General features: G+C 28.0%; 26 protein-coding genes. 13 read left to right on the top strand and 13 right to left on the bottom strand.

The window, feature by feature from the left end; translation table 11 throughout:
- Positions 1-52 precede the first annotated feature (52 nt).
- Genes ACH5BF_RS01045 through ACH5BF_RS01035 form a run of 3 tightly spaced genes read right to left on the bottom strand, consistent with a single transcriptional unit; the run spans position 53 to position 3066 of the window.
- Positions 53-901 (bottom strand): hypothetical protein, encoded by an 849-nt coding sequence (locus ACH5BF_RS01045; RefSeq protein ID WP_423272127.1) that lies wholly within the window; start codon positions 899-901, stop codon positions 53-55.
- Between the two features lie 18 nt (positions 902-919).
- Positions 920-2575: a GMC family oxidoreductase gene (locus tag ACH5BF_RS01040; protein ID WP_423272125.1), complete on the bottom strand. Its 1656-nt coding sequence runs from the start codon at positions 2573-2575 to the stop codon at positions 920-922.
- Positions 2572-3066 (bottom strand): gluconate 2-dehydrogenase subunit 3 family protein, encoded by a 495-nt coding sequence (locus tag ACH5BF_RS01035; RefSeq protein WP_423272123.1) that lies wholly within the window; start codon positions 3064-3066, stop codon positions 2572-2574. The genes ACH5BF_RS01040 and ACH5BF_RS01035 overlap by 4 nt, the downstream gene beginning before the upstream one ends.
- Positions 3067-3129: 63 nt before the next feature.
- On the opposite strand from ACH5BF_RS01035, the gene fliK reads away from it, so the two are divergent.
- The 4 genes from fliK (at position 3130) to mrdA (ending at position 7839) form a co-directional block, all read left to right on the top strand.
- Positions 3130-5232, top strand: coding sequence for a flagellar hook-length control protein FliK (gene fliK / locus ACH5BF_RS01030; RefSeq protein WP_423272122.1), 2103 nt, complete (start codon positions 3130-3132; stop codon positions 5230-5232).
- A 1-nt stretch (position 5233) separates the two neighbouring features.
- The gene (locus ACH5BF_RS01025; RefSeq protein WP_423272120.1) at positions 5234-5560 is read left to right on the top strand and encodes an EscU/YscU/HrcU family type III secretion system export apparatus switch protein; all 327 of its coding nucleotides are present in this window, start codon (positions 5234-5236) and stop codon (positions 5558-5560) included.
- A gap of 66 nt (positions 5561-5626) precedes the next feature.
- Positions 5627-6067 carry a hypothetical protein gene (locus ACH5BF_RS01020; RefSeq protein ID WP_423272119.1) on the top strand — a complete coding sequence of 147 codons (441 nt, stop codon included), beginning with the start codon at positions 5627-5629 and terminating at the stop codon, positions 6065-6067.
- Positions 6064-7839, top strand: coding sequence for a penicillin-binding protein 2 (gene mrdA, locus ACH5BF_RS01015; RefSeq protein WP_423272118.1), 1776 nt, complete (start codon positions 6064-6066; stop codon positions 7837-7839). The genes ACH5BF_RS01020 and mrdA overlap by 4 nt, the downstream gene beginning before the upstream one ends.
- Positions 7840-7849: 10 nt before the next feature.
- Here mrdA and ACH5BF_RS01010 read toward each other — a convergent pair whose 3' ends face one another.
- Positions 7850-8734 (bottom strand): nucleoside recognition domain-containing protein, encoded by an 885-nt coding sequence (locus tag ACH5BF_RS01010; protein ID WP_423272117.1) that lies wholly within the window; start codon positions 8732-8734, stop codon positions 7850-7852.
- Between the two features lie 158 nt (positions 8735-8892).
- Between ACH5BF_RS01010 and fliP the strand changes: the two genes are divergently transcribed.
- From fliP to ACH5BF_RS00965, 9 genes are all read left to right on the top strand, one after another.
- Positions 8893-9621, top strand: coding sequence for a flagellar type III secretion system pore protein FliP (gene fliP, locus ACH5BF_RS01005; RefSeq protein WP_423272116.1), 729 nt, complete (start codon positions 8893-8895; stop codon positions 9619-9621).
- A gap of 265 nt (positions 9622-9886) precedes the next feature.
- Positions 9887-10309, top strand: coding sequence for an FKBP-type peptidyl-prolyl cis-trans isomerase (locus ACH5BF_RS01000; RefSeq protein ID WP_423272114.1), 423 nt, complete (start codon positions 9887-9889; stop codon positions 10307-10309).
- A 223-nt stretch (positions 10310-10532) separates the two neighbouring features.
- Positions 10533-11897, top strand: coding sequence for a TolC family protein (locus tag ACH5BF_RS00995; RefSeq protein WP_423272113.1), 1365 nt, complete (start codon positions 10533-10535; stop codon positions 11895-11897).
- Between the two features lie 5 nt (positions 11898-11902).
- Positions 11903-12658 (top strand): efflux RND transporter periplasmic adaptor subunit, encoded by a 756-nt coding sequence (locus ACH5BF_RS00990; RefSeq protein WP_423272444.1) that lies wholly within the window; start codon positions 11903-11905, stop codon positions 12656-12658.
- An 8-nt stretch (positions 12659-12666) separates the two neighbouring features.
- Positions 12667-14241, top strand: coding sequence for an efflux RND transporter permease subunit (locus ACH5BF_RS00985; RefSeq protein WP_423272112.1), 1575 nt, complete (start codon positions 12667-12669; stop codon positions 14239-14241).
- 8 nt (positions 14242-14249) lie between these two features.
- On the top strand, positions 14250-15908 hold the full coding sequence (locus tag ACH5BF_RS00980; protein ID WP_423272110.1) for an efflux RND transporter permease subunit: 1659 nt from the start codon (positions 14250-14252) through the stop codon (positions 15906-15908).
- An 82-nt stretch (positions 15909-15990) separates the two neighbouring features.
- Positions 15991-16485, top strand: coding sequence for a redoxin domain-containing protein (locus ACH5BF_RS00975; protein ID WP_423272109.1), 495 nt, complete (start codon positions 15991-15993; stop codon positions 16483-16485).
- A gap of 55 nt (positions 16486-16540) precedes the next feature.
- Positions 16541-16942: a carboxymuconolactone decarboxylase family protein gene (locus tag ACH5BF_RS00970; RefSeq protein WP_423272108.1), complete on the top strand. Its 402-nt coding sequence runs from the start codon at positions 16541-16543 to the stop codon at positions 16940-16942.
- 75 nt (positions 16943-17017) lie between these two features.
- Positions 17018-17296: a hypothetical protein gene (locus ACH5BF_RS00965; protein WP_423272107.1), complete on the top strand. Its 279-nt coding sequence runs from the start codon at positions 17018-17020 to the stop codon at positions 17294-17296.
- A gap of 48 nt (positions 17297-17344) precedes the next feature.
- Here ACH5BF_RS00965 and ACH5BF_RS00960 read toward each other — a convergent pair whose 3' ends face one another.
- The 9 genes from ACH5BF_RS00960 to ACH5BF_RS00920 form a co-directional block, all read right to left on the bottom strand.
- Positions 17345-18115 carry a DUF3050 domain-containing protein gene (locus ACH5BF_RS00960; protein ID WP_423272106.1) on the bottom strand — a complete coding sequence of 257 codons (771 nt, stop codon included), beginning with the start codon at positions 18113-18115 and terminating at the stop codon, positions 17345-17347.
- A gap of 1 nt (position 18116) precedes the next feature.
- Positions 18117-18578, bottom strand: coding sequence for an N-acetyltransferase (locus ACH5BF_RS00955; RefSeq protein ID WP_423272104.1), 462 nt, complete (start codon positions 18576-18578; stop codon positions 18117-18119).
- Positions 18559-19170 (bottom strand): ribosome biogenesis GTP-binding protein YihA/YsxC, encoded by a 612-nt coding sequence (gene yihA, locus ACH5BF_RS00950; protein WP_423272102.1) that lies wholly within the window; start codon positions 19168-19170, stop codon positions 18559-18561. Before yihA ends, ACH5BF_RS00955 begins: the two co-directional genes overlap by 20 nt.
- The gene (lptA, locus tag ACH5BF_RS00945; RefSeq protein ID WP_423272101.1) at positions 19170-19658 is read right to left on the bottom strand and encodes a lipopolysaccharide transport periplasmic protein LptA; all 489 of its coding nucleotides are present in this window, start codon (positions 19656-19658) and stop codon (positions 19170-19172) included. The genes yihA and lptA overlap by 1 nt, the downstream gene beginning before the upstream one ends.
- Before the next feature lie 14 nt (positions 19659-19672).
- Positions 19673-20200, bottom strand: a complete 528-nt coding sequence (gene lptC / locus ACH5BF_RS00940) for an LPS export ABC transporter periplasmic protein LptC (protein WP_423272100.1) — start codon at positions 20198-20200, stop codon at positions 19673-19675.
- Positions 20191-20688, bottom strand: coding sequence for a KdsC family phosphatase (locus ACH5BF_RS00935; protein WP_423272099.1), 498 nt, complete (start codon positions 20686-20688; stop codon positions 20191-20193). The genes lptC and ACH5BF_RS00935 overlap by 10 nt, the downstream gene beginning before the upstream one ends.
- Positions 20685-21257: an imidazoleglycerol-phosphate dehydratase HisB gene (gene hisB / locus ACH5BF_RS00930; RefSeq protein ID WP_423272098.1), complete on the bottom strand. Its 573-nt coding sequence runs from the start codon at positions 21255-21257 to the stop codon at positions 20685-20687. The genes ACH5BF_RS00935 and hisB overlap by 4 nt, the downstream gene beginning before the upstream one ends.
- A 10-nt stretch (positions 21258-21267) precedes the next feature.
- Complete coding sequence (locus ACH5BF_RS00925) at positions 21268-22200, bottom strand: septal ring lytic transglycosylase RlpA family protein (RefSeq protein WP_423272097.1); 933 nt, start codon at positions 22198-22200, stop codon at positions 21268-21270.
- A gap of 115 nt (positions 22201-22315) precedes the next feature.
- The gene (locus tag ACH5BF_RS00920; protein ID WP_423272443.1) at positions 22316-23104 is read right to left on the bottom strand and encodes a TatD family hydrolase; all 789 of its coding nucleotides are present in this window, start codon (positions 23102-23104) and stop codon (positions 22316-22318) included.
- Positions 23105-23114: the final 10 nt, after the last annotated feature.

The raw sequence follows: 23114 nt of genomic DNA, 5'->3' as shown, positions 1-23114 counted from the left end.
AAAAATATTTTACAAAGCTTGAAATATTACAATTTGTAAGTATTTGATAGATTTAGAATATAGTTTTTACTCCAATAAACGGCCCTTTATAAGACAAGTCAACACCATCAGATTTAAACTCTTTGCCCTTATATCCTAAAATATAAGATGATTCACTAAATTCATTATTTTGATAACCTAAAGTAAACTTATATTCAAAAGCATCAATATTATCACCTGTTCCGATTGAACCTTCAACATCAAACCATAAGTTATCAATATTTGAAATATTTGATGTATAGTTACCTTGAATACTTAGATAGTTTTCTCGTGCTTTAAGAGCATTAGCACTTATTTCATACCTGTTTATCCCTGCTCCAACTTTTAGTTTATCAAAGATTCTTTTATAATTAATTTTATACACTTTAGTCTCAAACTTTTTATCTGTCATAAAAAACTCAAAGCTAAACTTGTCATTATTATTTTGAAAAGAAATGATTGGAGAAAATGCATTTGCAGTTTCCGATAAAGAACCCCCACTACTTTTTATATCAATATCAATAGGAGAATATTCAAATTTTACTTCCACAAGAGTTTCATCTATAGAAAAACTATTTTTATTTTCCAAAATATCTTCTTGCTTTACCTCATCATTTAAAATACTTTTTCTTACTTCTATAACTTCAACTTCTTTCTTTATTGGTTTTTGTACTATTTCTTCTTTGTACTCTTTGATAGGTTCTAATACAATTTTTTCTTCTTTTACAGTTGGTTCAACTTTTTTTATTTCTTTTTTTTCTTGATTATCTACAAAATTGTACTCAATCTTTTTATCATTAGAAAATTCACTCAAAGGAAGATAATCATCCATTTGTGCAAAACATAAAAATGGTATAAAACTAGATAAAATAACTCTTTTCATTAAAACTCCAAAACAAATTTAAGATATTATTTTATCATAATGTTTTTTAATATAATCTGCAACCCTAAAAGAGTTTGCATAAATAGTAAAAGTATAAGGTACACTTCCACCTGTTGGCATAAAACTTCCATCACTTACAAAAAGATTTTTTACTTCATGAGCTTGACAATATTTATTTAAAACAGAAGTTTTAGGATCATCTGCAAACCTACATCCACCAGCGAGTAAATTTTGTGCAGGTAGTTCTGAAATATTTGAATTTATATTTTTAGCTTTCATTTTTTTAAATAAAGATATTGCTTTCTCTTCTAAAAATCTTGATACTTTAATATCCTCTTTAAAAGCACCTATTCTAATATTAGCAACAGGTATTCCATATTCATCTTTGTAATTATCATCCACACTAATAAAACTATTGTCATTGGGTGTCCAATCTACAAAAATCTCCATATTTAAAGTTCTTGTTTTTGTAAAAGTGTTAAATATTTTATCTTGTAACTCTTTACCTATTAAAAGATTATTACCATCCCATTTTAGACTATTTGCTCTTTTTATAGGGTTTGCATGTTCAAAAACTAGTTCTATCATACCACCTTTAAACTCTTTAGTATAATAAAAATCTTTTATTGCTCTATTGATAAAAAGCCCAGGTTTTAAAAGTTGTTTTAAAGGAAGGTTTGTATCATCAAAAGTTCCAGTTACAATACCGCCAGCTGTTGATAAAAAGTTTTTTCCAACATTTAAACTATTATTTGCAACTCCATTGGGAAACTCTTTTGATTTAGAATTTAATAAAAGCCTTGAAGACTCTACTGCTTGTGCAGCAATAACAAAAAGTTTAGCTTTTACTTCTTTACTTTGCTTATCTTTTGTATAGTAGTTTACTGATGTGACTTTTTTATCTTCATTACAGTTTAATCTATAAACAAAAGCATTAGCTATTATTTTTACATTATTTGTTTTCAAAGCAGGAATGATTAAAGCTTCCCTACTACTTCCTTTTGCACCACTTGAACAAGCATAAGAACCACAATAATTAGAATAATAACAACTCTTTCTATGCTTATCATTTTCACTTAAAATAGCCCTTGGAGTTTTTACAATTGAAAAGCCAAGTTTTTTTGAAGATGTATCTATAAGTTCAACTAAAGGGTGTTCATCTAAAGGTTTATAAGGAAAGTCCTTTGAACTTCTTGGTTCTTGAAACTTATAATTACTAACCTTTCCTGAAACGCCTATAACTTTTTCAACTTTGTCATAATAAGGTTCTAATTCTTCATATGTAATGGGCCAATCTTCAATATTTGAGCCTTCAGGTTTCCCATAGATAGTTTTTAGTTTAAAATCATTTGGTTTTAATCTATAAAAAAAACCACTCATAAAGTTTGATGAACCACCTAATATATTTCCATTCCAAAAACACCATTTAGTTTCATAAGTGGGAAACTTTGTCCATTTATCATCAATATTCTCTTCTATTGTATGATACTGTTTATTTAAATTAGGAGTGTATATATCTCTTCTTACAGTGGCTAATTCATCTTTAGAAAAATCTTTTCTTTTGTAAATATCTCCTTTTTCTAAAACACATACTTTATAACCAGCCTTACTTAATTCATATATTATAGGACCTGCTCCAGCACCACTTCCTACAACACATACATCATAAATCATAATTTTTGTCCATACTTTAATTTAGGTCTTGGATATCCAACGCTATGAGCTACACTTTTCCATGCAACTTGATTTTTATTTCCTCCATACATTGGGTCACTAAACATTGCTTCTAATCCATAATATACAAGTTTTGATAACCACGATTGGGCATAACTATTTGTATTTACAATAGTCTCAATCAAAATCTTTTTATCTAAATCACTTAAATTTATAAAGTTAGGAAAACTAGTTTTAAAATCCTCTAAACCTTGTAAAATAAATGTTTTCTCATCATTATAAAAACTCTCATGAGCAATATTCTTTACTAGAAAATTTAAAGCTGAAAACTCTTTAGCACTTGGCATATTTTTTGTTTTTGGGAATAAAATCTTAAATATTTCATCTAAGATTAACAGTGACTCTTTTTCAAATACCTTTGCAACTACAAAAGAGGTATTAAAAGTGATAAAAGTAAATGATGTAAATTTTATAAATTCTCTTCTTTTCATAACTATACTTTAGCCAAAAAGTAGTAAAAGTTAATATATTTTAAATTATGCTATACTTTTAAAATGTTAGTATCAAACAATTCACTTCTAAATATACTCATACCAAACAATAATAAAGCTTTAAAAGAGGTTTTAAAAGAAGCAGACTCTAAAACTTTACAAGATATGATAAAAAATAAATCTGTATCTGTAAATGATGTTTTAAAAAATCTTTTTGATGATATAAAAAATGGTACTAAAACAAATGCAAATATTGAAAATATATTAAAAAATAGTAATATTTTTAAAGACCTAGGCTCTTTCTCAAAGTCATTAGGCTCAATATTATCTCAAATTGATTCTAACTCTACACTTAATAAATATAAACCAAATTTAGAATCTTTTTTAAAAAATATTGCAAATGTAGATGAAAATAGTTTAAAAGAACAAATAAATAAATCAGGAGTTTTTTTAGAGTCTAAAATAGCTCAAAGCAGTTCGTCAAAACCTACACTTCCTGCTAATATTGAAAAACTTTTAACACAAATACAAAATATTATAAAAGATATAAATACTCCTATTGCAAAGCAAGTCTCACAATTAATAGCAAGTACTCTACAGCAAAGCACAAATCCTGTAATTACTAAAAATAGTGAAAACTTAAAAACTTTAGTTCCCTTATTGCAAAACCTAATAAGTTCGTTGCAAAATAGCAGTACTAAGGATTTATCAAACTTAACACAGCAACTAAAAAGTATTATATCTCAAGGCTCACTTCTTGAATCTAAACTAGATACTTTAGAAAATGTAGGAAATAAAAATATACAAACCCAAAATACTCAAAATCAACAAGTAACAAAAGAGCAGACAAATCTACTTGTAAATAATAAAGAGCAAATAAATGTACAAACAAAACAACTTTTAAGTGAAATAAAAAATCAATTCAACTTATCAACTACAAATAATCCTACTACAACAAAAATAGTAAATGAACAAATAGATAATCTTTTAAAATCAAATGACTTATTTGTAAAAAATGATAAATTTGTAGAACCAAAAGCTCTTTTAAATAATCTACTAAATTCAAAAGAAATCACACAAGCATCAAATCAAAACCAAAATATTTCGAATCTTGTTTTAAATCTAAAAAATATTAGTGAAAATATTGCAAATCTTGAAAGTAAAGTTCAAAACTTTGTAAATATAAGTGAACAGAAAAGCTCTTTATTATCAAATTTAAAAGAGAATTTAACAGCCTTAAAAACGCAATTGGCAAATGTAAATAATATAGATTTAAATCAGACAAATAAAATAGTTTCAAAACTTGAAACTATACAAAATCTATTTGCAAAAATAGAAAATCCTATTCAAACAGTAAATACGACTACAAATCTAAATAATATAACTAATACTCAAAATAGTTTCACTAGTAATTTTCCTAATAATTTTGCAAATAATTTAAACAGCTTAGTTTTACTTTTAAAAGAAAGTATTACAAATATAGCAACTAATCAAAATACTCCTAATACACCAGCTATTCAAAATCAAATATTAGAAGTTGTAGAAAAAATAGAATCAACTATCAAACAAGCTGTTACAAATAATCCTTTAAATACAAATCAAGCTTTTTCTCAAACAAAAGATAATAACCCTTTATCAAATGATATGAAAACAATTCTTCTTCAAATGCAAGATGAACTCTCAACAAAAACAGATGTAAAATCTCAAGAAATGTTTAAACAAGTAGATAAAATGCTAATGCAAATTGATTATCATCAGCTATTATCTGTTAGTTCAAACTCTAATTATGTTTATGTTCCATTTTTATGGGATATGTTAGAGGATGGAAGTATTGGTATAAAAAAGTCGAAAGAAGAAGAGAAGTTTTATTGTCAAATAAATCTAAGTCTTAAAGATTTTGGAAAAGTTGATTTAATGTTAGGACTGTATGATAAGAATAAACTTGACTTAACAATACATGCACAAAGAGAACACTTTAAAGAAAAGTTTAGAGACAACCTTCAAAAACTAAAACAAGCTCTAAATAGTGTAGATTTAATTCCTGTAAACATAAAAATACTAGACTTAAAAGAAGAGAATGAAAAAGAATCAAGACCAGAACAAACTTACACAAAAAACGCTTATGGAAACAGTTCTTTTAATTCTGGTATCGATATAAGGGTATAAAATGCAAAAAGAGATTAAACAAGAAAGTTATACTCCTAAAGCTGCTGCTTTAAAATATGATATTGATAATGATAGTGCACCAAAGGTTACAGCCAAAGGAAAAGGTGAAACTGCAAACAATATTATTAAAATTGCTAGAGAAAATAATATACCTATTAAAAAAGATGAAGATTTAGTAGAACTTTTATCTCAACTTGATTTAGATAAAGAAATACCAGGAAGTATGTACAAAGCTGTTGCTGAAATCTTTTCATTTATATATGATATGACAAATCAAGGCAAAAAAATCGATGAAAAACTTGAAGAGAAACAACAGCTTCAAGATTGATAAGTCTATAAGAGAGTTTATAATATAATCGCCACTTTAAATTAAATACAAAGTAATATAAATCAAATGAAATATAATAACTTAGACAGTCCTATTTTTCTATTTACACTAATAATTGTTGCAGTTGTTTTAAATCTTATTTCTTCTATATATTTTCTAATTATAATGTTAAGTGGAGTATTATTTATGGCTTTTTTTGTAAGCCTAAAAAACAGAAGAATGTACTCACTATTTTTTATAGTTATAGCATTTTTATTTATAGAAATAAATTCAGGATTAAAACCCTTATCTTTAACACTTCTATCTTTATTTTTATACATATTTGTAACTCCTTACATAAAAAGAACTCTATCTTTTAGTTCAGTAAATAGTTATATTTATGTAATTTTATTTTATTTAGGCGTTCTATTAATTTGGTCTTTATCTGCAAATATTGATGAGACTATTTTAAAAGCGATAGTTGCAAATATATTTATTGATTTACTATTTATTGGGGCATTTATATGAGTACACGTTTAAATATTATATTTATTTTTATTTTTGTAATTATGGTTACTTTACTTGTAAGAGTATATTTTTTAAGTATTAAATCAAATACATATTATGAAGAGCTATCAAAAAGAAACTATATTAGTAGAATAAATAAGGTGCCTGTAAGAGGTGTTATTGAAGATAGAAATGGCAAAAAATTAGCTATTAATCAAATGGGGTTCTCTATTTTAATAAAACCTCATCTTAGGTCATATAAAAATAAAGAGAAATTAAATAGTGCCATTGATTTTATTGAAAAGCATTTTCCTAAATATGAAAAAGATAAACTAATCAAAACATATAAGAGAAAAGACTCTGCTTATAATCATGATTATGTAAAGGTAGTTGATTATATACCTTATGATGAATTTTTCCCTAAATATACACTATTTGCTTCAAAAGAGAACATAAAAGTTGAATCAGCTGTAAAAAGATATTATCCGTATAAAACAGTAGCTTCTCATATTATTGGTTATGTTGGAAAAGCTTCTAGATTGGATATTGTAAAAAATGAACTTTCGGCATACAATGGAATTATTGGAAAAAATGGTTTAGAAAAATACTACAATGATATTCTTCAAGGTGAGATGGGATACAAAGATATAAAAGTAAATGCTTTAAATCAAGAAATAGAAGTATTAAAAGAAAAAGAACCATCATCTAATAATAATATAAAAATAACCCTAGATATTGACCTTCAAAAATATATTCAAGAGATATTTAACTATAAAGGTGGAGCTGTTATTGTAATGGACTCAACAAATGGAGAACTTTTAGCTGCTGCATCATTTCCTGAATTTGACAATAATATCTTTGCAAGAGGTATTTCTGTAAAAGAGTGGAATAAAATGAGAAATGATTTTAATCATCCTTTTACAAATAAACTAATCAATGGACTTTATCCTCCTGCTTCAATTATTAAAATGGGGGTTGCTTTATCCTTTTTAGAAAATGGTATAAAAGAAAATTATACAGTAAATGACTCAGGGTTTATTAAAATTGGTAATAGAAACTTTAGATGTTGGAAAAGGTTTGGACATGGTATAGTTGATTTTAACAAAGCAATTAGAGAGAGTTGTGATGACTTCTTTTACAAAGGAAGTTTAAGAGTTGGAATAAATAAAATCTCTAAAACTTTAGACAAACTAGGATTCGGACATCAAACAGGAGTTGATCAAGTAAATGAATTTTATGGTATTAATCCAAATAAAGAATGGAAGCAAAAAAAGTATGATAAACCTTGGTATGTAGGAGAAACAGTAATTACTTCTATTGGGCAAGGTAATATGCTAGTAACTCCAATGCAAATGGCAAGATATACAGCTTATATTGCAAATGGAAAACTTCCAACACCTCACTTCTACAAAGAAAACTATAAAGAACCAGTAAGTCTTGACTTCCCTGAAAGACACTTAGAAATTATGAGAAAAGGAATGTATGAAGTTATGTATCACAAAAAAGGTACTGCTTCAAGATATACAAAAACTAAAGTTACTATTGCAGGTAAAACAGGAACAGCTCAAGTTGTTTCTATTCCTCAATCAGAAAAAGTAAGAATGAAAGAGAGTGATTTAGAGTTTTATCAAAGATCTCATGCTTGGCTTACTACATATGGACCATATAAAAACCCTAAGTATGTTGTAACTGTACTTGTTGAACATGGTGGACATGGTGGAAGTGCTGCTGGAGATATGGTAAGTAAAATATTTGATAAACTAGTTGAGTTAGGATACTTAGAAGGAAAATAAAAGAAAAGCTTTATGCAAGCTTTTCTTTTTGAGTCATATCATAGGCTTTTAGTAAAACATATGAAAAAATAATTGCAAAGACTACTCTTGCAACAACTATTACTGTCAAGTTAGCATTAAAAATTACAAATAAAAGTGTATCCTCAATAATAGCATGACATATCATTAGAAATGTTCCTATATAAAAAATATCCCTTCTACTTAAAGATGAGTTTTGTGCTTCTTTTATTAAAAGCCCTGCTCCATAAGTAATACCTAAAAAAACACCAACAAGTAAAGAAAAACTTTTTGAAATATTCTTTTTTGATTCAACTATAAACTTTCTTGTTTTTACAAAATCCATAATAAATATAATAATAGAAATTAAAACAATAATTTTAACTGTTAACTCAATTGAGTTTATAAAAGAAGTTGATAAAACATCCCAAAGATTTGCATAAACCCTTGCTTCTACATTTGCATTTGAAACTACATTTGAAAAAATATCTTTTGGAAGTAAAGTTATTATATAAGCAACTATAAATCCACCAATAACTCGAAGTGAAATAGAGTAAATATTCGAAATACCAAGTTTTTTCATTACTGCTGTTTCAACAATTAAAGAGTGACATACACCTAAAAATACAGCTAATATAGTCCATTGTCTTGCAGTTAAATCTAATGGTGCTGCAAAAGCAATAGCAGCATATAGATTTAAAAACATACCACTTATGATACTTAGTGCTGCTTCTTTTGGTAAATCAAGTACAGCAGTTAAAGGCTCAACTAAAAATGATACATATGATAAAAGATTGTAATAGTATAAAACTTCTGCTAGGATATATATAGGGATTATTAATTTTATAATAATCCAAGCACTTTTCAATGCTGAAAATAAAGTTTGTTTATAATTCAAGATTTGCTCCTAAATTAAAACAAAATAGCATAAATATTATTACAACTTACTTATAATTTTATAAACATTTTATTACAACTTAAATATCATTTACAATTTAGTCATTTTTTAATGATTCTTTAGATATTATAATTTTTATTTTTTATAGGATTATATATTTGAAGGTACTTTTAACTCTACTTATTTTTAGCATTTCACTTTTCGCAGCAGATGACTTGCCAGTTGTTAATCTATCCGTAGCAGCACTTGAAGAACCCGCTCAATTTGTAAAAACTATAAACATTGCAATTATTCTTGCACTACTTGTATTAGCACCTTCCCTTTTGCTTATGGTTACTTCTTTTACAAGAATTATTATTGTATTCTCACTTCTTAGACAAGCAATGGGTTTACAACAAACTCCTCCAACTCAGATTATTATTTCACTTGGTTTAGTAATGACTATATTTATTATGGAACCTTATGCAAAAAAATCATGGGAAGAAGGTATAAAACCTTATATGGATGAGACTATAGGTTATGAAGAAGCTTTCCAAAAGGGAGTTCAACCCTTTAAAGAGTTTATGATAAAAAACACAAGAGAATCTGATTTAGCTTTATTTTATAGAATCAAAAAAGAGCCAAATCCTAAAAATATAGATGATGTTCCTTTAACACTTTTAATGCCTGCATTTATTGTAAGTGAACTTAGAACAGCCTTTGAAATAGGCTTTTTAATCTTCTTACCATTTTTAGTAATTGATATTATCGTAGCTTCTATTTTAATGAGTCTTGGTATGATGATGTTACCACCTGTAATGATATCCTTGCCTATTAAGATTATCTTCTTCATCGTAATTGATGGTTGGCAATTAATTATTGGTAACCTTGCCCAGTCCTTTAAGTGACAAGCAAGGTTTTAAAACTGTTTAATTTAATCTACTAAGCGTATCAGTAAACGGCATTTTCTTTTTTTCTTCCATTCTTTCTGTAACATAAAGATAACTTACAACCAGAACTATAGATATTAAAAAATATTCCATTTCTCACCTTATAAAATTGATAAGCTATTTATAACTATTCATTTCTTAATATTAGATTAAAATCTAGCTTTTTAGTCTAAATAAAGTATAATTCCCTAATTTCATAATATACAAACAAGGATTTTTATAAATGGCAATTGAAATAAATCAAAATGTGAAAATATTTTTTGAAGTGAAAATTGACGGAAAAGTAGTAGATGGAACTACTTCAAATAAAGCTTTTGAATTTACTTTTGGGGTAGGACAAGTAATTCCTGGACTTGAAGAAAGAATCAAAGATATGCAAGCAGGAGAAAGTGCTAACTTTATAGTTCCTGCAGCTGAAGCATATGGAGAATACAATCCTGATGCAAAACAAGTTTTACCGATAGAAGAAGTTGCTGAAATTCCTAACTTGAAAGTTGGGATGCAATTACAAGGTGAAGATGATGAAGGTCAACCAATACAAGTAATCATATCTGAGATTACTGATAAAGAAGTTACAATTGATTATAACCACCCCTTAGCAGGAAAAGATATGGAGTACTATGTAAAAATAGATTCATTATTATAAAAGCAGAGTTTCTGCTTTTATATTTACATAATTATATCTTATATCTAAAAACTATTAAAATCATAAGTATTAGATATTATTCTTTCATTAATATAACAATATTTTATCCATAACATAAGCCCTTAATATATAACTTTTATTTATGTTCTATTTCATATGTTTTAACAATTCTTTTTATATAAATTAAGTACAATAGACTATAAAACAATATATGGAGAACTTAATGAATAAACTTTATTTATGTTTATTAATTGGATCTTTAAGCTTTGCAAAAAGTGTCGATTTTCAAGAAGTGTTAGATTTAACACTAAATAATAATAAAGACTTACAAAATACAAAACTAGATATAGAACTATCAAAATTAAATAGTCAAAAAATAGATGCAGTAAACTTTGGAAAACTATCTTTTAAAAATGAAACAAGTAGAACAAATCACTCTGGATATGTTTTCAATTCAAAACTATCTTCGAGGGAAGCTAGTTTTAATGACTTTGGGGCAGGAGAATTTAATCCATCACAATTAGGAGTAGAACCTAATAATCTAAACTACCCTAAAGCTAGAACAAATATCACAAATAAACTTACTTATGATTTACCTTTGTTTACAGGTTTTAAACTTCAAAAACAAAAAGAGATTTTAAAACTACAGCAAAAAGCAAATGAAGTAAAATATAATCTTGATAAAAAAGAGTTAGCCTTTGAAGTTTTAAAAGCTTATAACAACGCAGTTGTAGCAAAAGAGTTTATTCAAGCAGCCAAAAAAGCAAAAGAGGCTATTTCATATGTAGTAAAATCAGCAAGTGCTTTTCATGATGAAGGACTTGTTACAAAAATAGATGTAAAACAAGCCCAAGTTTATGAGCTAAATACAAATAGTAAACTAATTGAAGCTAAAAACAATTTCGATTTATCTTTAGCATATCTTAGATTTTTAACATCAAGTGATTCTATTTCAGATGTAAAGAATTTAAAACATATATATTGTGATATTTCAACTATGAATGAGCTTTATAAAAAAGCTTTAGAAAATAGAGATGAATTAAAAATGCAAAACATCCAAAAACAAGCAATGAAAAAAAATATCGATATTGCAAAAAGTTCATACTACCCTACTGTATACTCTCATTTAGAGTATGGTTTCAACGATGACAGACTAACACTTGATGAAGACAAAGACTACTATACAGCAATGCTTGGATTAAACTATGATTTATATGATGGAACAAGAAGTATAGAAAAACAAAAAAGCAAAATAGCATATAAAAAAGCTGTTTTAAACTATAAAAAACTAGAAGATGCAGTAAAACTACAACTAGAAAAAGCCTTGCTAGATTTAAGTTCAAAAGAGAAAATACTAAAAGAAAAACAAGAAGCAAAGAAACTAGCACAAGAGGTTTTTGACCAATCAAATCTAATGTATAAAAACCAACTAATAGCAATGACAAATCTACTTGAACAAGAAGCAAACTTACGAAAAAATGAAGCTGAGCTTATTGTTGCTAAATATGAAAGAAGTTTAGCCTTAGCTAAAGTAGCAACTGTTTTAGGTATTGATTTTTCAACTACAAACTATAATAAAGGAAACTAAAGATGATAAAAAAACTTTTACTAATAATCTCAATATTTTTATATGCACAAGCAAACGATATAGAACTAACAGGAACAGTTATTTCAGATAATGAAAAAGTTATAACAAGTAGAAACATGGGTTTCATAAAAGAGGTTTATGTGGTTGAAGGCTCTTGGGTGAAAAAAGGAGATTTACTTTATGAAATTGACTCTTCAAGTATAGATTCAAAAAAACAAGAAGCTTTACTTAATTTAAAGATTCAACAAAATACTTACAACAATATCAAAACAAATTATGAAAGATACAAAAGATTATATGCAAAAGATTTAGTTGCTAAATATGATGTAGAAAAGTTAGAATTAAACCTTTTGAATGTGCAAAATATGATTTCAATTGCTAAGGCACAACTAAAAGAAGTAAATGCACAATATGACTATCTAAAAATCAAAGCTCCAAATGATGGGCTTATTATAAAAAAATCAATAAAAGCAGGAGAGATGGCAACACCTAGTATTCCCGCACTTATTTTATCTGATTTAAGTAGTCTAAAAATCAAAGCAGAAGTTAGTGAAAGTAATCTAAATAGTGTAAAACTTGGACAAGATGTAAGTATCTCAATTCCATCTATAAACTTTGAAAGTCTTGGAAAAATCTCAGCAATTATCCCAAGTGTAAATGCTATGACTCACTCTTTTACTTTAAAAATTGCTTTTGATAAAAAAGATCAAACTATCTATCCAGGTATGTATACAAAGCTTTTAATTAAGTCTTTAAATTAGGAAAAAGTATGAATGAAGAAAACTTTTCAAAACATATAAATAGCAATCTAAACATAGCAGGAAGATTATCTTTAGGTTTTATAAACCACCCTTTGACGGCTGTTGCTATATTTTTTATTCTGGCTTTAGGTTATATCTCTTTGATTATTATGCCAAGGGAAGAGAATCCACAAATCAAAGTAAGTGGAGGTGCTGTGATAGTTGCAATGCCAGGAGCAAAACCTAGTGAAATACAAAAAGTAATCATAGAGCCTTTAGAGAAAAAAATACGAGAGATAAAAGGAGTTGAGCATATTTACTCTTTTGCAAAAGACTCAGTTGGAATCGTACAAGTTCAATACTATATTGGGGAAGATAAGGAAGAATCAAACCTAAAACTATACGACCAAGTAATGAGAAATATGGACTTAATGCCTAAAGGTGCTATGCAACCCATCATCAAAACTATGGATATTGATACAGATATTCCAATAGCTACTATTGCTTTTTATGCAAAAAAGATAGATGGAAAAGACGCCATAAGACAAACTCAACTTTATAAAGAAGTAAATAAAATCACAAAAGAGATAAACAAAATAGAAAATGTAGCACTGATTGATTTAAAAGGTGAAAAAAAAGAGCAATATAATATCTTGGCAGATGCAAAAAAACTTGGCTCTTATAATCTATCTCTTGGACAAATAATGCAACAAGTTCAAGGTTTATCATATAAAACACCAAATATAGAAGGAAACACTACAAGTGGAAACTTAGTGCTTTTTTCTATAAAACAAGCAATTGAGTCAAAAGAAGATATTGAAAACATTATAGTTTCATATGTAAATGGTGTTGCTATTTATCTAAAAGATGTAGCAAAAGTTGAAAGAACTTTTGATATTCAAAACAAAAAAGAAGCCCTACTTTATCAAAAAAATCAAGCAGGAGAGTTTGAAGAACTTCAACAAGTAACTATGATGATTTCAAAACTAAAAGGTGCAAACTCTGTAATCATAAATGAAAAAGTTTTTGAGTATATGAATAGTATAAAAGATGACTTAGAGCAAAAACATATCGCATTTACTATCACAAGAGATGATGGATATACTGCAAACAATGCTGTAAATTCACTTGTTCAAAACCTACTTATTTCTATAGTTATTATTGCTATACTTCTTATTTTTACACTTGGCTTTAAAGAAGCTATGATTGTATCTTTAACTGTTCCTATGATTTTATCTCTTACTCTTTTTGTGGGACTTTTACTTGATGAGACAATAAATAGAATCACCCTTTTTGCTCTTATAGTAAGTCTTGGGATGTTAGTTGATGCTGCTATTATTGTAATTGAAAACATACATAGACATAGAAAGCACAACCCAAATGGGGATATAACAGTAGTTTCAATCAATGCAACAAATGAAATAGGAAATGCTACAAATATCGCAACAATTGCCATCATTCTTACATTTCTACCTATGTTTTTTGTGGGTGGTATGATGGGACAGTTTATGCACCCTCTTCCTGTATTTGTGCCTATTGCACTAATAGTTTCTTTAGTAATTGCTTATGCATTTACACCATATTTAATTAAAAAATTTTTATAGGAATTTAGATGATAAAATTAGAAAACTTTATACACAGTATACTTGAATCAAAGTCTAAATCAATCTTAGTTTATTTAATTACACTTATCCTTTTTGTTTTAAGTGTAGCTACTTTTCCAACACAGATTACAAAAGCTAAAATGCTTCCAAGTAAAGACTCAGATAGCTTTTCTGTATATGTAAACTTAAAAGATGGTTACAGCATAAACCATACAAAAGAAGTAACAAGATGTATCTCACAAGAACTTCAAAAAAATGAAAATATTACAAATATTTCAGTGTTTGTAAGTGAAGGTCAGCCTTTAGACTTTGCAGCACTTGTAAAACAAAGTGCCCTAAAAGACAAACAATGGCAAGCAGAAATGATGGTAAACATCAAAAAAGCTGATAATAGAGATATCACAAGCTACAACCTTGTATCAAATCTAAGAGAAGAAGTAAAAGCAAAGTGTTCACTATATGAAGCAAATATCAAGTTTATAGAACTTCCAGCTGGCCCTCCTGTATTGGCTTCTATTGTTGCTGAAATTTATGGAGGAGATAGCTTTGAAAATAGAAGGGATTTTTCTATAAAAATTGCAAAGATTTTAAAAGAGCAAGCAACTTTAGTTGATATTGATATTATGGCTAGTCGTGATTTTATAAAGTATGAGCTTGAACTAGATAACAACAAAATCATAAAAAGTGGTGTAAACCTAGAGCAAATAAAAAATGTACTTTATATAGCCTATGAAGGTATGCCAATCTCAGTTGTAAATGAAAACAAAGCTGAAAATCAAATACCAATATTTTTAAGACTTGATGATTCAAGATTACTTGATAGGAAAAGTAAAGAGTCATTAAATAGTAAACTTCAAAACCTAAAAGTTATGAATAAAAATGGTTTTATGATAAGTCTATCAGAGTTTGTAACACTAAAAGAAGTGATAAAAGAGCCAGAACTTACATCTAAAAATCTAAATCAAATGATAAATGTAATAGCTGAAACAAATAAAGATAGCCAAATCTATCCACTTTTAGATGCAAGAACGCAAATGCTTGAAGAGTTAAGTAATGATTATGAAGTAATCAAAACAAATATGCTAAACCTTGCATTTGTAGATAAAAAAACAAATGAAAGATTTGATTTAGTATTTGATGGAGAGCTTAAAGTAACACTTGATACTTTCAGAGATTTAGGAGGAGCTTTTATAATAGCTCTTGTTTTAATCTTCTTTTTGATGGTTATGTATTATAAAAGCTTTGCCCTATCAGGGGGAATAGTTTTAGCTAGTTTTGTGTCAATCATTGGTGTTATCTTCGCACATATAATAATGGATGCTTTTACAGCTGATACTTTCTATTTAACGGCTACCTCTTTGATAGGATTTATTGGGCTTATTGGTATTAACTCTAGAAACTCTACACTTATCATAGATTTCTCAAAACAGTTAGTAATAGAAGAAAAGATGGAAATAAACAAAGCCATAGCAAAAGCAACTGCAACAAGGTCAAAACCTATCATCCTTACAGTTTTAACAATGGTATTTGCTTCATCTTTACTTGCAACTGATGCTGTGTTTGGTGGTCTTGGGGTTGCACTTATTGGTGGTACTCTTATCTCTTATGTTGTATCTATGTTTTTTGTACCTGTTATTATCAAAAACCACTTACATAAAATCATCTAATAAACAATCCTTTTACAAAGAAAAGCTAAAATCATATCAAAGTTTCAAACTTTGATATGAAAGCAAATAAACAAGGTAATAAATGAATCCCAAACTAAAAAAATATCTAAAAGAATCAGTAAAATTTATAATAATTCTAGCAATAGCTTTAAATGTACTAAGTTATTACAAATCACAGGATTTAAACAAAGATGACTTAATCTACACAAGCTACAAACTACTTGATAATAGTGAATATGACATGCCAAAAGATAAACCCGTATTAGTTCACTTCTGGGCTACATGGTGTCCTATTTGTGAAGTAGAAGCAAGCAATATAGAAAAAATCTCAAAAGATTATGAAGTAATCACAATAGCAACTCAATCAGGCTCAACACAAGAGATACAAAACTATCTAAAAAAACATAATCTAAGTTTCAAAGTAGTAAATGATGAAGATGGCTTTTACTCAAGAACTTTCAATATCAAAGCCTTTCCTACAACACTAATCTATGATGAAAATAGAACCTTAAAATTTAGTGAAGTTGGATACACATCAACACTTGGGCTTTATGCAAGAATGTGGTGGGTTGATTAAATCTTGTAAAGATGATTTTTATGATAAAATACATTATTTTATTTAAAGGTTTAAAATGAGAATTGAATTATCAAATAATGGAAGTACACCCTTTGAAAAGTTAATAGGTCATAATAAAGATATATTAGAAAATTGGAATAATTTAGAAAATGCACTTTTTAATTCATCTTCTATTGATAAAAACATGTTAGAACAAATTAGAAGAGCTTTAGCTTTTGAAAATGAGTGTGAATATTGCAAAGTAAAAGCTGGAAATATAGATAAAAATTTAGATGAGAAAACTAATATAGCTATTGCTTTTGCACAATATTTTGCGATTGACCATAAAAGTATAAGTGATGAACATTTTAAAATATTAAAACAATATTTTACAGATAAAGAAATATCAGAATTATGCTCTTTTATTGCGTTTATAACTTCATGTCAGAAGCTTGGTAGAATTTATAATTTAAAGTAATCTTCCGAATAATAAAACCATTATATAGTTTTTACTATAATCTATACTCAAATAAAAAGTAGAAAGGTAAGATTCATGAGTTTTGAAGAACAAGGTTATTTTGATAAGGTTTACCATAGAAATGGAAGGCTTTACAAAAAGGTTACTAAAGAGAGTATTCAAGAGATGATTGATGTTGTTAATAGTAGTTCTTTTTCAAGTAAGGATTTACTAATAGTTGATATTACTGATGAAAAAATCAGAGACTTTAAAAAGATGTTAGTTAAACTTGAAGCAAAAGATATTGAAGAGTTATCAATCAAACTTGATAAGTTAAAATATAAAGTATATCTAAGATTAAAACTAAAAAATTAAAGCTTGTCACACCTAAAAGGTGTGAATAGTCTTAGACTATCATAATATTTATTGTATTTTATTTACAATACTATCCCAAAGCTTTATTCTAAGCTCTAAAGCCTTGATAGAAGTTTGCTCTGCCTCTTCCCATTTATTTTCATCTACTCCACACAGTTCATTCATCATAGTAAGAGACATAGGTCCATGTTCGTGTCCATCTATATCAATATGTCTATTTAAGTAGTACTCAAACTTACTTACTTTTTCTTTGTCTTTGCAATCAAAGTCATCAACAAAAGTGATAAACATATCAGGGATTAGATTTTCCCTTCCAAAAGTTAGAAGTGCTGCGATATTATGTATTCTTTTTGATTCTATAGTTTCAAAAGTAAAAATCAAAAACTCTTTTAGTTCATTTGACAACTCTAAACTATTTATAATCTCAAAAATATTTTCTTGATTTTCAAGTTTAGAAATAAGTGTTTCTATATCATTAGTAGAAGCTTGTGTTTGTTTCATACACTCTATATAAAATTCAAAATGACTTTTTACAATACCGTTTTCATCATAATCTGTTTCTTCAGATAAAACAATATCATTTATCAACCTTCTTGAAACTACTGTTTTTTTATTTGGAATCCATGGATAAGTTATAGATGTAAGTTCTAACTGTAAAGTTTTTACAATCGACATAAAGTCCCAAACTGCAAAAACATGACTTTGCATAAAAGTTTGTAAAGACTCTAAAGAGTTGATACTCTCATAAAGTTTATGATTTTTCAACTCTTCTTGTAAAGGTTTTAATTTATTTTGTATACTCTGTATTTGCAGATTCATTTTATAAGTCAAATACCATTGCTATTTCATCACAAACAGGGAAATGCTTACATCTTATACAATCTGCCCAAATCTTGTGTTCAGGGATATCTTCTTTTTCGATTCTTCTAAAACCTACACTTTCAAAAAAACCTTGCTCATAAGTAAGAGATAAAATCTGTTCTAATTTATATTTTCTTCCCTCTTCAATACAAGCTTGAACAAGCTTTTGCCCAAGTTTTAATCCTCTAAAATTTTTTGATACAACTAAACTTCTAACTTCAGCAAGTCTTGCAGAGTGTATATGTAAAGCTGTAAATCCAGCCATCACACCATCTACTTCAACTACTGTATATGATCTAATTGAATTAGCCATTTCATCTTCTGTTCGTAAAAGAATATTTCCTTTATCAACCTCTTCTTTTACTAACTCTTGCATAGTTGCTATGTGAGTTACATCAGGTTTAAAAAATTTGATTTCCAAATAAGTGTTCCGTTATTGCATTTTGGAGGTCCATCATACCTCTTTTCTTTAAGTTAGATACAAATATTCCATCAGGATATGCTCTTTTTAGTTTTTGTAAATCATTTTGCTTTAATTTATCAATCTTTGTGAAAGCATTAATGATGATTTGATCACCTCTCTTATGAGCTTTTAAAAACTCATCAACATTTTTATCAATCTCTAACTCTGGATGCCTTGCATCTATTAGATGTACAAATACCTGCAAGTTTGGTCTCTCTTCTAAATATCCTGTAAGATTTTTGTTCCATGCAGCTTTTAAACTTTTTGATACTCTTGCATATCCAAAACCTGGTAAATCCACAAATCTTGCATATAAATAAGGTATCTCTTCACTCTCTGTTTTAAACTTAATAGCAAAATAGTTAATCAACTGTGTCTTTCCTGGAGTTGATGAAGATTTTGCTAAACCTTTTCTATTCGTCAAAGTATTTAATAAAGATGATTTTCCAACATTACTTCTTCCTAAAAAGGCAACTTCTGCCATATCAGGACTTGGAGAATCAGCGATACTTTGTGCAGACTCCATGAATTTTGCTTCAACTATTTTCATTATTTATTTTCCCCGCCTTGTTCTATATTTATGATGAATCTTACAGGCTTATCTTCAGTTCCACTTACTTTTGCTTCTCCTGATAGTTGATTTACATAGATTTTATCTCCATAAATTTTTCTATCATCATTTTTTTCTTGTAAAAATCCATTTCCAAGAACTGTATACTCTTGTTTTGAAGGAGAATAGATTATCTTATTTCCTTTTCCAAGATAGTGTTTTTTTGAAGTTACTAACTCGAAATTTACATTTCCAGTTGCAATATATTTTGAAGGAGTTTTTGTGTTAGTTCCTTTTTTTGACTCAAAATATATTTCTACTTTATTCGCTTCTAATCTATCTTTTCCCATTTGAATTTTTACATCACCTGTAAATGTAGAAATTCCTTTAGAATCACTTGCCTCAAATTTTTGTGCATCTATAACAAGTTTTTGTGTTTGACCAAAAAGTAGAGTTGAACAAACTAATAAACCAGCTAAATATTTCATCATAAACCTTTACTTTAATTTTTCATATCTATTTCAAAATGTACATCTTTAGATTTCATTGAGCTATTCATTAAATCCAAATATAAATCAGTTCCCTTTACAGTACTTTTGTAATAGTTTCCTTCATAAGCCACATCATTGTAAGCTATTTTATCTTTTGTGTTGTAATATAATTTACTTGTATCAAGATTTATAAAATAATCCCTTTGATAGTTAACATTACCTTTAAATGTTAAAATATCTCCATGATTTATTATTAAATCTGATTTTACTTTTTCTACTAAAAAACCTTTTTGAGGCTTTTCATTTTTGATGATAATATCTGCATTAAACATTTCATCTCTGTTTTGATATTTTATAGCATGTTTTGCATTTACTACCCTACTTAGTGTCTCTTGAGAAAGAGTATACATTTTAGGTTCTTCAAACACAACTAAAGGAATATCTTTTATATCCTCTTTACTTTTTTTATTCTCAACAGGAATAAAATAAACCCCCAAGGCTAATAGAAGTAAAGAGTTTACAAATATTTTTACACCCATGCAGCTAAATATTCCTCTTCTAATCCATCTTGCTTGATGATATATTCAAGCATCTCTCTTACAGCACCTTCACCACCTTTGTTTTCACAAACAAAATCAACAAAACTCTTTAAATAGTGTGTCCCATTTGCAGGTGTTGCAGAGAAACCTGCTTTTTTAAGCATTTTATAGTCATTTAAATCATCACCAATTGCTGCTACTTGATCCCAAGTTAAGTTCTCTTCTTTTAAAATACCCTCTAATACTTCATCTTTGTTATGAACTTTTTGATGAAGATGTGTGATTTGTAAATCTTTAGCTCTTCTTTCAACTAATAAAGAAGTTCTACCTGTAATAATTGCAGCTTTTTTCCCAAGTTTTTTTGTCCAAGTTGCAATAGCTAAACCATCAGCAACATCAAAAGATTTTAACTCATCTCCATTATTTGTGTAAGTAATCTTTCCATCAGTTAAAGTACCATCAACATCTAAAACAATTAACTCAATCATAAAACACCTTTTGTACTAGGTACCCCTAGTCTTTCATTTTTAACTAAAGCACGTCTTAGGGCAACTGCAAAAGCTTTAAAGGCTGCTTCTAGAATATGGTGTTTGTTTCTTCCTCTATCTTCTATAATATGTACAGTTAAACCTGCATTTTTTGAAATAGCATGGAAAAACTCTTCAGCTAACTCAACATCAAACTCACCTACTTTTCCATCTACATTTACTTCATAAACTAAATAAGGTCTATTTGATAAATCTAAAGCACATGTAACTGCTGCTTCATCCATAACAACTGTTGCATTTCCATATCTTTCAACAGCTTCAATAGGAAAAATCTCTTTCTTTAATGCCTGACCTATCACAATCCCACAATCTTCAACTGTATGGTGAGCATCTACATGTAAATCTCCATCACAAGAAAGCTCTAAGTTCATTCCACTATGTTTTGATAAAGCTTCTAACATATGATCAAAAAAACCAACACCTGTTTTAATAACAGATTTTCCTTCACCATTTACTTCTAATTTACATTTAATATCTGTTTCTCTTGTTTTTCTATTAATCTCTACCATTTTCTTAACCTTACTTTTCTAAAATCATACCGTTTATACTGTTTGAATCTTTAAATAATTGAGCATGATTATATGAGTCAAATCCAGTGATATAAACCTTATGTAAATATCTATCACCAGAAAGAACTTTTTCTACTTTTACATTATAGTTTCCATTAGTTAATGCTTCGTATTTAGCTTTTGTTTGCATAGCACCTTCTAATCTTCCAAACGCTCCAACTTGAATATTATATTGTCCACCGCTAACAATAGTTTTCTCTTCAATCTTCATTGGCTCAAGTTTTTCTACAGCAGGTTTTGGCTGAATAACTGGTGTTCCAATATTTGTTTCTTCTTTCTTAGCTACATTTGTAAATACAGGTTCAGCTACAGGAGCATCATAATTTTCAATTTCACCGTTGTAACCTAAAACAGTAACTCTTACTTGTGCAGTACCTTTTCTAACCATATCAATTGCATGTGCCGCTTTATTTGATAAATCAATAATTCTTCCTGCTACAAAAGGCCCTCTATCGTTAATTCTTACAATTGCACTCTTACCATTTTCTAAGTTATCAACTCTAACCATAGTATTCATTGGTAAAGTTTTATGAGCTGCTGTCATTGCATACATATTGTAAATTTCGCCATTAGATGTTTTTTTAGCATGAAATTTTGGTCCATACCAAGAAGCAATACCCCTTAACTCTTCACCTACTTTTTCAACCTTTGGGTAGTACCTTACTCCAAAAACTGAATATGGTTTAAGTGTTGCTCTATGCATAGCTTTTGAATTTCTAATCTTAGTGTTAGTTGTTTCTTTATAAACACCACTAATATCAGCTGGAGTATATGTTCCACCAGAATAAGAGCTTTGTTTTGAAGAACAACCTGTTAAAATCATTGCACCAATTACAATACTACTATTTAATCCATACTTTATTGTTTTATTAAGAAAACTCAAGTCTTCTCCTATATTTTATTAAGACTCTTTATAAAAAATTCTATTGAAGTTTGTTTAAGATATATGACTATCTTATTTAAAGAGTTTACTATTGTTCAAATAGTAAATATTATATCTAAGATATACTAGAAAACTCTTTAAATAATTTTTTTGCATTGGTAGTTGTAAGCTCTTCTATTTCATCTCTTGAAATATCTAAAAGTTCTGCCATTTTATCTGCAACGAATACAGTATAGTATGGTTCATTTCTTTTTCCTCTGTGAGGATGAGGAGTTAAATATGGAGCATCAGTTTCTATTAGTAATTTACTTTTTGGAATTTTAGGAAGAACTTCTACTAATTTCTTCGCATTTTTAAAAGTTAAAACACCGCCAATTCCAAAATAGAAACCATCATTTGCTAAAGGAAGAAGATGTTCACTTGCGTTATAACAATGTAATACTCCACCTACTTCTTTTGCATTATACTCTTCTAAAATCTGCCTTGAATCATTTGAAGCTTCTCTTATATGAACAATAAGAGGTTTTTTAACTTTAACTGCAAATTTTACTTGCGAAATAAAAACCTCTTTTTGTTTTTTCTTGTAAGCTATTCTTTCTTCTTCGCCTTCAGGGAGTCTAAAATAGTCTAGACCACACTCTCCAACTGCAATACATTTAGGATGATTTATATATTCTTCTAATACTTTTTCATCATATTGATCCATATCATAAGGATGAATTCCTACAGAAAAGAATACTTCATCGTATTGCTCAGCAAGTTTTATTGCTTGTGGTAAATCTTTAAAATCTGCACCAGGAATTAAAAAACCTTTAACTCCATGAGAAAGTGCATTTTCTATTACTTCATGAACATCTTCATAAAACTTTTCATTGTCTAAGTGACAGTGTGTATCAAGTATAATTTCGAATCCT

The organism is Arcobacter pernae (assembly GCF_049472135.1).
In the GTDB taxonomy this organism is placed as follows: Bacteria; Campylobacterota; Campylobacteria; order Campylobacterales; family Arcobacteraceae; genus Arcobacter_B.
The sequence above is the reverse complement of the archived record's forward strand: the minus strand, read 5'-3'. Positions and strand labels throughout refer to the sequence as shown.